At 50.3% G+C, this 13,349-nt stretch carries 12 protein-coding genes; 4 read left to right on the top strand and 8 right to left on the bottom strand.

Annotated features, from left to right (window positions below; genetic code table 11):
- Positions 1–139: 139 nt before the first annotated feature.
- The 3 genes from NST04_RS16275 to NST04_RS16265 are packed head-to-tail and all read left to right on the top strand — an operon-like array spanning position 140 to position 4,948.
- Complete coding sequence (locus NST04_RS16275; protein WP_341185084.1) at positions 140–1,246, top strand: ArsR family transcriptional regulator; 1,107 nt, start codon at positions 140–142, stop codon at positions 1,244–1,246.
- A gap of 29 nt (positions 1,247–1,275) precedes the next feature.
- Positions 1,276–3,123: an ABC transporter ATP-binding protein gene (locus NST04_RS16270; RefSeq protein WP_341185083.1), complete on the top strand. Its 1,848-nt coding sequence runs from the start codon at positions 1,276–1,278 to the stop codon at positions 3,121–3,123.
- Complete coding sequence (locus NST04_RS16265; RefSeq protein ID WP_341185082.1) at positions 3,113–4,948, top strand: ABC transporter ATP-binding protein; 1,836 nt, start codon at positions 3,113–3,115, stop codon at positions 4,946–4,948. Before NST04_RS16270 ends, NST04_RS16265 begins: the two co-directional genes overlap by 11 nt.
- A 41-nt stretch (positions 4,949–4,989) precedes the next feature.
- Here NST04_RS16265 and NST04_RS16260 read toward each other — a convergent pair whose 3' ends face one another.
- The 3 genes from NST04_RS16260 to NST04_RS16250 all read right to left on the bottom strand — a co-directional run bounded on the left by NST04_RS16260 (position 4,990) and on the right by NST04_RS16250 (position 7,172).
- Complete coding sequence (locus tag NST04_RS16260) at positions 4,990–5,670, bottom strand: hypothetical protein (protein ID WP_341185081.1); 681 nt, start codon at positions 5,668–5,670, stop codon at positions 4,990–4,992.
- Positions 5,671–5,967: 297 nt separating this feature from the next.
- Positions 5,968–6,522 carry a hypothetical protein gene (locus NST04_RS16255; RefSeq protein ID WP_341185080.1) on the bottom strand — a complete coding sequence of 185 codons (555 nt, stop codon included), beginning with the start codon at positions 6,520–6,522 and terminating at the stop codon, positions 5,968–5,970.
- 107 nt (positions 6,523–6,629) lie between these two features.
- A complete protein-coding gene (locus NST04_RS16250; protein ID WP_341185079.1) occupies positions 6,630–7,172 on the bottom strand; it encodes a GNAT family N-acetyltransferase in 543 nt (180 codons plus the stop codon).
- A gap of 502 nt (positions 7,173–7,674) precedes the next feature.
- Here NST04_RS16250 and NST04_RS16245 point away from each other — a divergent pair.
- Positions 7,675–8,622, top strand: coding sequence for a serine hydrolase domain-containing protein (locus NST04_RS16245; RefSeq protein ID WP_341185078.1), 948 nt, complete (start codon positions 7,675–7,677; stop codon positions 8,620–8,622).
- On the opposite strand, the gene NST04_RS16240 is transcribed toward NST04_RS16245, so the two are convergent.
- From NST04_RS16240 to NST04_RS16220, 5 genes are all read right to left on the bottom strand, one after another.
- Positions 8,615–9,688 (bottom strand): GerAB/ArcD/ProY family transporter, encoded by a 1,074-nt coding sequence (locus NST04_RS16240; protein ID WP_341185077.1) that lies wholly within the window; start codon positions 9,686–9,688, stop codon positions 8,615–8,617. The genes NST04_RS16245 and NST04_RS16240 overlap by 8 nt on opposite strands.
- 35 nt (positions 9,689–9,723) lie before the next feature.
- Positions 9,724–9,948: a hypothetical protein gene (locus NST04_RS16235; RefSeq protein ID WP_341185076.1), complete on the bottom strand. Its 225-nt coding sequence runs from the start codon at positions 9,946–9,948 to the stop codon at positions 9,724–9,726.
- Positions 9,945–11,147: a Ger(x)C family spore germination protein gene (locus tag NST04_RS16230; protein ID WP_341185075.1), complete on the bottom strand. Its 1,203-nt coding sequence runs from the start codon at positions 11,145–11,147 to the stop codon at positions 9,945–9,947. Before NST04_RS16230 ends, NST04_RS16235 begins: the two co-directional genes overlap by 4 nt.
- 2 nt (positions 11,148–11,149) lie before the next feature.
- Complete coding sequence (locus NST04_RS16225; RefSeq protein WP_341185074.1) at positions 11,150–12,649, bottom strand: spore germination protein; 1,500 nt, start codon at positions 12,647–12,649, stop codon at positions 11,150–11,152.
- A gap of 401 nt (positions 12,650–13,050) precedes the next feature.
- Positions 13,051–13,233, bottom strand: a complete 183-nt coding sequence (locus tag NST04_RS16220; RefSeq protein ID WP_341185073.1) for a hypothetical protein — start codon at positions 13,231–13,233, stop codon at positions 13,051–13,053.
- Between the last annotated feature and the right edge of the window lie 116 nt (positions 13,234–13,349).

The raw sequence follows: 13,349 nt of genomic DNA, 5'->3' as shown, positions 1-13,349 counted from the left end.
TTGCTGAATGAAACACACCTAATTTCCACTTTACAAACTTCTTTTTTTAGCTTATTTTAACATTAAGTCATTACTGAATGTTGACGATGAATAATTAATATTCAATATTTTTATTACAGAGTACAAAAGGGAGGAACAAATGAACGATTCTTTGCAAGAGACACTACTGAAAAATATCCGTTTTGCGTACAACGAGGCTATTGAGTTTATTCTTTCCATGGGAATGTTGGCCTGTGAGGATCAGCTGGCAGATCTGGCAGCGGAATATAAAATCGAAATTGATGAGCTGCTGGGAACCTATTTTGAAGATGCCCGCAAGTTATTGTCACCTCATTTCACTCGTGAGCTGATGTTTTTTTTCCGCCACAACTTTTTTCACAATGCACTGGATTTCCCGTTATATGAATCCGCCTGTTCCTATCCAGAAGCGCAGACTGCCGAAGAATGGATCAACAGACTGGAGAAAAGCCCTGCTGAGCATATCGTTTCAGAGATGGTCTATGGCGTCTACCACGATAATTTGGAGGCATTGTTGAAGGGCAACGATTGGGAGGTGGTCAAAAAGGATCTCAATAAGCTCTTAGAACTTGCTTCCGACACGCATCCTCAGCCTGAGGTGGTAGAAGCCCATGGTCCCCTGCTTGAATGCCTTGCACGTCCGCAAGAAACCAAGCAGCGTTACATACAACTCCTGCGTCAATTCCATCAGGATGTTTTCATTCACTGGAAAGACCGGATTCAAGCAATTTCTGAACAGGCCTCATTCCGTTATGAGGCCCAGTTCCGTAGTAATCCGGAGGTTTTTATTCGTGAACTTCATAAGAATGAGCCTGCAATCTTTGACTTCCCTGCCACCTTCCATGTCAGCTTTGTTTCACAGGTGAACAACAGCTTCTACAATTTCCATACAGAAACCGGGCAGATAGGCTGGGTCATCTTCGGCGTACACAATGACCGCGTATACGGACCCGTTGCCGACCGGGAGAAGACCGAACTGTTCCTCAAAGCCTTCTCAGATAAACGGCGCCTGGATCTCCTGCTTCTGCTCAAACAGCGGCCGCACTATGGTAAGGAAATTGCGACTGCGCTCGGTATCACACCTGCTGCTGTGAATTATCATGCCAACTTCCTGTTTTTCCTGGATCTTCTGGACATCGAACGGGTGGATCACCGCCTGTATTATGTGCTCAGAACCGATACTTTGCGCAATCTGCTTGCCTTAACAACAAAAGTCATGCTGGACTAAGACCCAATTATTAACTGGAGGGGTTCCCCTTGATTCGGACCACTAATACCGGAGCAGTACCACTAGATAAACAGCCCGCCGCTGCCCAGAATATCTTTATCCGTATGCTGAAGCTAGGCAAACCTTATACTGGCTGGTATATCATCCTTTGTTTTTTTGCAGCCATCACCTCACTTACAAGCGTAGGTATTGCTGAAATTCTACGGCGTATTATTAATGCGGCTACACACCATGACACTTCCGGTCTTGCAGCCGCGATGACTTTGGCCGTTGTCATTATAGTTATCGATGCTGGAGTCCACTTTCTGAATACCTATCTCTCAGGACTGCTGGAGATCAAATCCACCTCCAGGCTCCAGGTCTCCCTGCTGACAAGATTAATGAACATTCAGATGAAAGAGCTGGACCGTTATCATTCCGCCGATCTGATCAGCCGGATGAACGATTCTGCGCCAGCCGCCCAGCAAGGAATTAACAGGAAGACCATCGAACTAATCAGCAATCTATTGCAAATCGCATTTCTGCTGACTTATCTTCTGTCTCTGCAGTTTGTTCTAACCCTAGGTACTATACTCATCTGTTCGCTAGTCCCGCTGGTCATGCTCCCCTTTACCTCCAGGCTTCGCAGGATGAATGAGCAGCGCCAGAGTATCGAGAGTGAACAACAGGCATTCGTTCAAGATTCGATACAGGGCGCTGAGGTCGTGCGTGCTTTCTCCCTTGCTTCCCGCCTGCTAGGGCAGTTCAACTATAGAGTCCGTCAATTTAACACTGTTCATTCGTCAGTCTCACGTGTTGAAGCCGTAGGATACAATATGCCTCTGGCCGTTACCCTCGGCGGATTACTCTATGTTCTCTCTTATGGTGGCTATTTGGTAGTCGGAGGCCGGCTTGATGTAGGGGCCGTTGCCGCTTTTCTTATCTGTTTTGAGCAAATTTCTAACCCGATATCCAAGCTTGCCAATCTATGGACTGAATTACAAGCTTCACTGGCACAAGGTAAACGTTTATTTGAGATTATGGATCTGCCCTTGGAAGGCGAGAGCCCGGCTAATACAGACGCTGCAGAACAGCACTCTGAAGCATGGACTGAAGATAATCAGCCTGTAGCCGGTCAGCTGCCCCTTGTATTCCGTAATGTCACCTTCGGGTACGGACAACACAAAGTATTAACCGGCATCCATCTGCGGATTGAGCCCGGAAAAGTAACTGCCTTTGCAGGTGCGAGCGGCAGCGGCAAAAGTACCATTCTTCAGCTAATGCTTGCAGCTTATGTGCCTGATGGAGGGAGCATTCATCATGGCGGCATGCCTTTACATACGATTCCACCGCATAGCTGGTGCAGACATATCGCCTACGTATCTCAGGAGCCTTATCTATTCTCCGGTACGCTATACGAGAATATTGCTTGGGGACGACCCGGGGCGTCCCGTGAAGAAGTTATATCCGCTGCCAATAATGCGGGTATTCACGAGTTCATTATGGGAACTCCCCTGCAATATGAGACGATTATCGGTGAAAGGGGGCTTACTTTATCAGGAGGTGAACGTCAGCGGCTATCCATTGCCCGGGCCTTCGTCCGCGAACCGGGGCTGTTGCTGCTTGATGAGCCTACTGCTGCCCTTGACAGCCATAATGAGGAGGTTGTTCAGCAGGCTTTGCAGGTGCTGATGATGAACCGGACCACGGTGGTGATTGCTCATCGGCTGTCAACCATCAGGCATGCGGATCATATTTACTTCATGGAAGCAGGAGCGATTGCTGAACAAGGGACACATGAAGAACTGATGGCCATGCAGGGCAAGTACCACGCTATGGCCCAGGCAGGTGTCCAGACAAAGGCAATTGCCGGAGGAGGATTACAAAATGAATGCTAATTTATCTTCAACTGGGCGAATCCGGCTTCGGGAAGCGCTCAAGCGGCTACTCCCTTATATCAAGCCATACCGGCTCGGATTTCTGACAGCTGTAGTATTGCTCACAGCCAAGCTTGCTCTGGATGTAGGGTTTGCAACGATTCAGCAGGTTTTCATTGATACTATTAACAATACCGATATGCAGTCCTTGACAAGGATAACCGTCATTTGTTCTCTGGCTTGTCTAGTGACTATCATCTGTCTTATGCTGCAGCATTACCTCCGCTTCACCATTCACAGCCGTATGTCCTGGGATTTCCGGGCAAAGCTCTTTGACACCAGTCACCGGCTGCCCTATAGCCAGCTGCAAGCTATGCACTCCGGCGATCTGACCTCGCGTAATACTAAGGATGCGGGAACAGCCATGGGAATGATCAGTAGTCTGGTTTACGATCTGGGTTATAATCTATTGCTCTGCCTGGTAGCATTTCTGTATTTAGCCAGTATGGATGTATGGCTCGCACTGCTTGCCCTTGGCACGGGACCTGTGGTCTTTCTGTCAGGACGTTTCTTTGACCACAGACTACGCAAGCTGTTCACGCAGATCTATGCCCAGGAAGCTCTGTTACGGGGAATTCTGCAGGAGACTACCCAAGGGATGAAGGTCGTCCGTTCATTTTCACTGGAGAATATGCTGCTGAGCAGGTATGCCACTGAGCGCAGAAAGCTGAACCAGCTTCAAAAGCAAAGAACCTTGCTGAATGCCCTGCTCTGGCATTCTTCCGCTTTCATCAACAACGCTATAATGATTGGCTGTGCTGTACTTATTGCAAGATCAGCGATGCGGGGAGAGACCACGGCAGGTGAAGTGCTTGCCTTCATCCTCCTGATGGGACGAGTTCAATGGCCTTTCGTCGAAATGTCGCAGACCTGGGGCGGGGTACAGGAATCACTCGGTGCAGCTGATCGTGTATTTGAAGTTCTTGATGCTGCTTTGGAAGGAGAAGCATACAGCGACCGCTTCTCTTCCCCTGGAGAAGTTGCCACTACTGAGGGGAGTGCATTAAGAATACAAGGGCTGTGCTATAGCTTCGCTGGGCCTCAGTCCAAGGAGAAGACCGGCTTATCAGAGATTAATCTCCAGCTACAGCATGGCGAGACCGTCGCTGTTGTCGGACCCAGCGGCTCGGGTAAAACAACGCTGGTGCGCTTATGCTGCGGACTGTATGAACCGCAAGCCGGCAGTATTAGTGTGTGCGGTTATGCCGTAAACGGTCAGTTAGAAGAGGCCCGCCGAATGATTTCCTATGTGCCGCAGAACCCCTATCTATTCTCTGGCAGTATCCGGGAGAATATTGCATTCAGCGTAGCTGAGACAAGTGACGTGGAGATACGAGAAGCTGCCCGTTTGGCAGGTGCAGATGAATTTATCATGCGCCTGCCGAAAGGCTATGACACAATGATTGGTGAACATGGCTCCTCGTTATCCGGTGGTCAAAGGCAACGCCTGGCTATCGCCAGAGCATTCCTGCGTAATGCACCGCTCCTGCTGCTGGATGAAGCTACATCAGCACTTGATAATGAGTCCGAGCGGCTGGTGCAGCAATCACTTGAACGGCTAATGACAGACAGAACAACCCTCGTGATAGCCCATAGACTGTCAACGATACGGGATGCCTCACGGATTATAGTTCTTGACCAGGGAACAATCGCCGAGGAAGGGACACATGATGAACTTCTGGAGCAAAACGGACTCTACGCTGGCCTCTACCATAAACAATTCAGCCCTACAGAGGCTGGAACCATAGGTTCGGGACTACTAACGGAATCTCTTACTACAGGATGACTCGGAGTCTATCAACATTCCTCATTCGGAAATTGATTCATTCACCGGCTTGAGTCAATCGACCCGCTGCCCTGGACATCTGTAATAACCTTGGCAGCAATTATTTTCCCGGTCTGGTCCAGTCCTTCGATCTCGAACGGAACACCCGCCGTCGCCGCTTGAAAAGCAAACCAGATCGTCCGGCCGGATACCGTCCTAATTAGCTTAGCTTCGGATTTGTCAGTCCCGGCTTCCTTCTGCTGAACAATGATTTGCTGAATGGCCGGGTCCGGCACCTCTCCGAATACCATGGGAAACGGCGTGGACACCTGCTCAACTTCAGGCACCCTCATATAATTCATGGCCGCTGGGGAAGGAGCTTCGCCCTGTCCATACCCTGCTCCCCAGACCCATTTCCATCCAAGCCAAGTTTTGCGGACATACTCTACCTGAAGGTCGCCGCCTTCCTGCTGGCCTGACCGGGTAAGGAACACAAGCTCTCCCCTGCCGACAGTCTCCTTATGTACCACCGTCGTGGAATCCGACTCACGGAACAACCGCACCGCTTCCTCCGGAGTGCCGCCAAGTGGAATCTGGAGGGTCTGCGCAAGTCCTAAGGCTTGCGACATCCGCCGGTCAGACCAGCCGCCTGGTTTTTCATACATATATAATAAGATATAGAGTACCGCTACCGAAGCAAGAATCACTCCGGCTGCTATCCCCCATCTGCGGGTAGTTTTCATCTCTTTATACATCCCCAATCCCAAGTGATTGCGCTTACAATGGCTTCCATCTAACTATAGAATATTTCCGGACAGATTACAAAAGTACCCCTGCAGCAAGCTGTAAACATTTATTTATTCATCAAGTGGAAACGGTACCGTCCTTTTAAAGGACGGTACCGTTTCGGCGAGAAATAGAAGGACAATGTATAGGGTGAAACATATACATTCTTATATTTGCAAAAAGCCAGCAGACCAGGCTCCAAGTGGGCCTTCATCTGCTGGCTTATGTCATTCACATCTATGCTGTGTATTATATTATTTAACTTCAGTAGCTCCGGTTACTTTACCTTCAAGTACAGCCGTTGCCTTCACATCTTCGCTGGAGAAGTACAGGTTGCCGTCGATAGTAGCATCCTTGTACACGTTGAAGCCGTTAGCTTCTACATATACATCACCCTTGATCGTACCGCCTTGAACGCGGAAGTTCTCGCTCTGTACAGTTACTTTCGGTGCTGTAAGGGTGTAAGTAGCTGTAACTTTGTGGTCTGCATCCTGTGCGTACAGGGCCAGCTTACGGTAGATTGGCTTAGCTGTATCGTTCTTGTCGTGGAACTCGCCTGCTACCACTACATCCTTGTCCACAGTCAGATCATTGAGGATAGCAACGATCCAGGTTCCCTTATCGCTTACTGCACTGATGAAAGCATCTGCCTGGTTCACGATTGAAGCGGTGGTAACTGCATCTGTCTGTTCTGTTGCTGGTGCAGCTGTCGCTGCTGTCCCTTTGTCTGCATTGTTTTTATCCGATCCACAACCCGACAACAAAGCTACCGATACGCCTGCTACTACTAATACTTTAAATAATTTCATTTTAATTCCCCCTGTTTCTTTAAGTTAACTTTATTATATATTAAAATTTTATGAATACAACGTGATAATTTTCACGAATTTGTGTCTTTTTTCACAAACATTCATATTTACTCTTTCAAAGTATCCTCCCACTCCTCTCTAAGCAGCCCCATCCGGATAGAATCATAGAATATTCCGTTATAATATCGGCATTTTCTCAGCCTGCCCTCCATGGTCATGCCCAGCTTCATTCCTGCCTTCATCATGCGCTCATTCCCGGACCAGGTGGTGTAGCCGACACGGACTAGCGGAAGGGCAGTGAATAAATGACCGATCCACAGCTTCAGAGCTCTAGTCCCGTAACCGCTGCCCCAAAAGGCAGGATCATAGATGACAATCCCCATTTCCAGCCAGTATGACGGCTTATGCTCCCAATAGTAGCTGACATCACCTATAATAGCGCCCTCTACTTCTATTACCCAATTGTTCCCACATCCAATAATTTCGGCTCGCTTCTCGTAATACGTCTCCCATGTAATGCGTTTGTGTTCATAATAAGGCGCATCCCATTTCTTCCATTCCGGGGTCTCCTCTTTATAAGCGAGCTCCCATAGCCTGGGCAAATCCCCTTCAGCTATTGGACGTATCCGTAATTGGTGATCCTGAACCATAAATCTCCTCCGCTCCTGTAGGCCTGTCGTTAACTTCTTGGCGCTTATTATATATTCTTATAATAACTGACTATGGCAAGCCGTGACTGGTAATAAATGTGTATAAACAAATTGGACTTCCCGGTGTCAGATTGAGATAATACAGTACAACTAAATCTTCCCTAAATGGGTTCGAACTAGTAGCTCATCAGATTAAAAAGGATGGATAAGCTTGTTAATCCCTATCCACCCTAAATCTAACGGACCGAAGAGACCTTATCCCCGCGAAAACGCCACTTTTTGCAGCGTAACGGACTCAGGCGACCTTATAGTCTCTCTATGAGACGTTTCGGAGCTGCCGTGCAAAGGATAAGGCCTGTGGAGTCCGTTACTCGCCCCATTGGCGGCTTTCTTCCCGGATAAGAGCACCTCAGTCCGTTAAGCTAAGCCAAACGCCCCTGAAGAACTACGCCAGTTTGGTAAAAACGTACCAACATATGTATATATAGAAAGGATAATCCCAATGAACCTGTCCACCCTATCAGCCTCGCTTGCGCCGCTGAATCTGCGGAGCTGTCTGATTCAGCAGCAAGGCAAGCTGATCTTCGAACATTATAGAGATCAGCGCACGGCCTCCGAGCTGGCGAAGATCAACTCCTGCACCAAGAGTATCCTCTCCGCGCTGATCTGCATCGCCATGGACCAGGGGCTGCTGCCCGGCCCTTCAGCACCGCTGAGCGGCTTTTTCCCGCAGGTCCTACGCGATAAGGACGCACGGAAGCCAAACATTACGCTTGAGCAGCTGCTGACCATGTCTGCAGGCTTTCGCTGGACGGAGTTCGGCGGGGCTAACTCCTTCCCGAAGATGACCCGCACCCCGCACTGGGTGAATTATGTGCTGGAGCAGCCGCTCGCGGATGAGCCGGGTACCCGGATGGAATATAATTCAGGAATCTCGCAATTGCTGTCTTCGATTCTGGTACAAGCCACAGGACAGAGCACAGCCAGCTATGCCGAACAAGTTCTCTTCGGGCCGCTCGGCATCAGGGACTATGACTGGGAATCCGACCCCCAGGGCATCCATACCGGCGGCTTCGGGCTGAAGCTGCGGCCGGCAGACCTGCTGAATTTCGGACAGCTCTATTTGCAGCAGGGGGTATGGAAGGATTCGCAGATCATCTCCGGCAGTTGGGCTGTACGTTCGGTTCAGCCAGTCATGCACACGGAGCCCCCCCGCCATGGAGGGTATGGCTGGCACTGGTGGACAGATGCCCTGTCCCGCAGCACAGCAAGCGGAGAATTCAGTCTGGTAGACTACTATTACGCCCGCGGATACGCCGGACAATTCGTGTATGTAGTGCCGGAGCTTCAGCTCGTCGCTGTGCTGACCCAGGATAACAAGCGCGGGAAGAATAATCCTCCGCCGGATGTGTTCCGTGACTATATCGTGCCTCTGCTTGGATCTATTTAGGCTTGCTTCTGAGCTTGCTGGCTGCATACCATATTAACGGGCACAGCAGGTTGAAGAAGAATACATTGAGATACCAGATTTCATTCAGCTCGGCAATCACCGAGGGATTATCCCAGACATTCATCGCCAAGGGAATGCTGGCCAGGGCCAGAGGAATCAGCAGTTCCTTGTATTGCTTAATTCCGAATAGATCAGCACAGCCATAGGCAACGATGAAGAGGGTAAGAATCAGCCGGTAAAAAATAACGATGAACCAGATGATTGTGACGATAGTCTCAATCCGCTCATAGAATCCGCCTATCGTTACTGTTTTGGCCGCAAACTGGCTGACATAAGGCATGTTCGGCGGCAGGCTTTCGCCCAGCACCGCAATAATCAGCACCGTCAGCAGAAGCAGGGCGATACTGGTAATCCAGGTGCTGTGGACGAGCGCTTTTCGATAAGAAGCTTTGTCCTTGAGGAAGGGAACCAGGAACAGGCTTAAGGCTACTTCGCTGCTCGGATAACCAAGGAACATAACCGTGCCCTGAAATACGGGCTGCCCCCCCTTCTCAAAGACGGGCAGGAAGTTCGTCCATTCCGTACCGTGCAGCAGGGACAGTAAGAACAGCAATAGCAGAGCCATTGCAACCGGGAAAGTAATCTCAGCAGACCGGCCGACCGCAATAATCCCTTTATACAGGCAATAGACCAAGGCGAACAGGATCAGGACATAGATCGCTGATGGCGGAGTCTCAACAAAGAGGTCGTTGCTGGTAAAGTCGCCGAGGCTGCGGAGCGTCAGAATAAAGATGAGAAAAGGCACACAGAATATATATAGGGCCAGCATGATTTTACCGCCCGCATTCCCCAGTACACGGCTTAGAAATTGCCCCAGGGTATCGCCGTTCATCTGGGAATACAGCGCCACGAATAACCGGATGACCAGCAGCTGAATCAGCATGCCCAGCAGGATCGGCGCCCAGGAATCTTTACCGGACAATCCGATGACCATGGAAGGCAGCCCCAGCAAGGCACTTCCCCAATAATGCAGAGTCAGCAGCATCATTAACTGCCGGGAGCTCATCTGTACATCCCCTCCTTTGTTGAATCTACTCCCAGTTAGCCTAGAATGTCGCCCGGCTTCAAGAATTGCAGCAGGTTAATGAACGGCCGCAGCAGATCAGGGGTGAACCCGTCTTTGGCCGACACAATATTTAAGCCCAGTGCCAGTGCGTACAGAGCATACACAAGCGTTTTCTCCCGGAGTCTGCCCCGTCTCTTGCGGTAACGGCTGAATTGCCACATCCATAGCAGCACATTGATTGAGATTAGAAAAGCATTCATGCGTCCGGTTCCTTTAATGGCGGATTTACGATTCTTCCCCGGCCCTTAATGATGTACTCCACAACCACCTTCACATCCATCCTGCTGAATTTCTCATTCCACTGATCCTTCCATTTACTCCAGTACCGGGGATGCTTCTGATGAAATTTATTTCCGAACCCAAAGATATCGACGCCGAAATTACTCTGCACATCCCGGATTCCAGTGGCAATCAGGGCCTCCGTACGTGCAATGGCCATCTCTTTCATCTTCTCAAGCGTCTCCCTGCTATTCAAATCAAGGTTACACTCCACCTCTCCCACATTAGCCTCAATTCTCACCTTGACAGTGGCTGATGGCTCCCCGTTTCGCAATTCAGGCTTAATCGAGGTCTTGGCATCCAGTACCTCCATCACAAAATCTCCATCCAGGTCCGGACAATCCACCTTGCCTACAGTCGATTTAACCTTGCCGGTCACATAGTTGTAAGCCTTACTGTCCGATTCATTCAGCCAGCCGAGCAGAACATCATCCTTCATCACTCCGATGCCCCGGTACTCAAATTTGAGCGGGCTGTTAATGGAATCGACGTTTTCCTTCGTCTTTCCCTTCTCCAGATCCCCCACCAGATGCAGACCGGTCAATACGGCCTCCTGGCCGTCCAGATCGAACCATTTCATCAGATCAAGCAGACGTACCGCCGAGGTTGGTGCCCAGTTCCGCTGAGACCCGTTAAGTGAATCATATAGATCTCTGGCCGGCAGCCGCTCCAGCGGGGTCATGATGGATAAGGCATCGTAAGCCGTCCCTTCCCGTACGATGGCCACATCGAAATCCGGCCGGACCTCGTGATCCCTGAACAGGAAATCCAGCGGCTTGCGGATGCCCTCCCTGGCCATGCTCTCGTCCAGCAGCAGCATGCTCAGATGGGATAGATATACCTTACGCGGCAGCATGGTGGTCAATTTGCGCAGAGCTTCCATAATGGTTGCCGACTCCGTGGCAACTACAAGAGCCGGAGGCCCGCCCGCGCCTCCGCTGCTGGCAGCCGCCAGACTGGGCGCGACAATCTGCACGGTTACCCGGTAGCCCTTGTCCGTACGGTCAATGCCAAGACCGATGGCGACCGCCAAATCACTAAGTTCTTTGCGGCTCCAGCAGCCCGTTAACGGTATACTTATCAGAACCAGCACACAGATTAGGATTACCATCCTTCTCATGGCTAAGCCCCGTTCCTGGTGCGTTTATTCCGCGAGCCGGACCAATAAGGACTACGGAAGACACCATCTCCCTGCTCGCTCTTCAGATAAGGTGCATAAGGCCGCATGTAAGGAACGCCAGCAGACTCCAGGCTGCAGATATGCACGGTCAGAATGACGAATCCTACAGTAATCCCGTATATGCCGAAGGAAGCTGCCGCCCCCATGAACAGAAACCGGATGAGCCGGATGGGAATCGACATATTATAGGCCGGAATAACAAAGCTTGAAATTCCGGTAATCGCCACCACGATCACCATCCCTGCCGATACAATTCCGGCGTCTACCGCCGCCTGTCCGACAATCAGCGTCCCCACAATGGATACCGCCTGGCCGATGTTGCGGGGCATACGGATTCCGGCTTCACGTATGATCTCGAAGGTGATCTCCATGAGCGTGGCTTCAACAAATGCCGGGAACGGCACGCCCTCACGCTGAAACATAATACTTAGCAGCAGCCGGGTGGGCAGCAGATCCTGGTGGAAGGTTGTAATGGCAATGTATAGTCCGGGAGCAAAGATGCTGATAATTACAGCGGTGAGCCGCAAGATCCGAATCAGACTGGAGAACAAATAAGGCTGATAGCTATCCTCCGCCGACTGGATGAAATCCAGGAACAGGGAGGGAATAATCATGACAAAGGGTGTCCCATCCACTATAATGGCAACCCTGCCTTCAGCCAGGCCTGCCGTGATGCTATCCGGCCGCTCCGTGTTCAGCACTGTCGGAAACACCGTGTATTTGTTGCTCTGCAGATACTCCTCGATGAATTCGCCTTCCAGGACAGTTTTCAGCCCGATCTGATCGAACATCTCCGTTATCCGGTTCAGCACCTGCTGATCAGCCACCCCCTCGACATAGAGGATAGAAATATCCGTCTGTGTCACCTGCCCCACCGAGCGGGTTACAATTCTCAGACGCTCGTCCTTCATTTTCCTGCGGATCATTGTAATATTAGTGCGCAGATCATCGGTGAACCCTTCTTGAGGCCCCCGGATGACTGTTTCCGTCTTGGTTTCATCAATACTCTTCTTCTCATAGCCCTGGATCGCAAGCGCAAGCGCCTTATCGCAGCCATCAATCAACACCAGGACACAGCCGGATAAAATATCCTTGACCGCTCCGCTCACGGTCTCAGTCGTTTGAACCTGTCCCGCACTCAGGATCTGGTTGCTGAAATAGTCCAGCAGACTGTGCCCTTCCGGGGCAGGCGGTGCAGACTGAATCGCTGGAATGAACGACTCCTCCAAGACCTGATTGTTCACCATTCCGTCCAGGAAAATTAATTGAATAACGCATTCCCGCTGTGGATGGCCCCAATCCAGACGAAGCGAGCGGACGCTTACATCCGAGCTGTTCCCCAGTCTGCGGCAGATCAGCTCCGTATTGATGTGAGACTCCCGGCTCAGGCGCTGTGGATGCTCATTATGCAGATGACCGGGTTGCTGTTCATGAAATTTCATGTGTAGACTCTCCCTGCTGTGTCGTCGCGTAGTTATGTATCCAGTGTTGCCTAAATTGGTTTATTTCTAAACCATGTAGCAGCGGGTGCAACTTGTATATCAAAAAAAGCCCCTTCCCCCGGCAAGGAGAGAAGGAGCTTATATGTACATACGCACGAATCCCCGCTGCCTGATTGCTTAAGGCCCGGGGATTCATGTGTTGATTACGCTATTCAATTCAATCATTTCCTCCAAGTAACAAAAGCCATATCCCTGACATGGTGATTGTTCTCAATTTCATGTTCACTTCATACTTCCGTGTTGCCCGTTCGCTCCATTTCGGAGTGTTGCTCCATGTCATGCATATGGGGTGGATTCCCGCGTACACGATTTCACGAAAAACGTTTTCACGGACGTTTTCCCTACTGTGATGAATCGCAGTTGTACGCTTCGCTAGCCTTTTTCATTGGAATCACGCTCTTTCTTCCGCAAGAACCTTCTCTTGCTTGAATAATTAGCTTCGTTCTTCTTCCAATAAAGATTTGCTCCTTGGGTTCCCGCATACCCACGATCTGCCAGAAGATGTTATCATCCACCTTCTCCATCAGCAGCCGATTCCGGCATGCTTCGCTAACGCTAGTACATCGGGGCTCTCTCCTTTCCTTCATTCATTGCTAAATTTAGGAATGAGACTATCACCTGCAGTACCACTTATAATGCT

It is taken from the genome of Paenibacillus sp. FSL H7-0756 (assembly GCF_038006765.1).
Taxonomy (GTDB): domain Bacteria; phylum Bacillota; class Bacilli; order Paenibacillales; family Paenibacillaceae; genus Paenibacillus_AQ.
The sequence above is the reverse complement of the archived record's forward strand: the minus strand, read 5'-3'. Positions and strand labels throughout refer to the sequence as shown.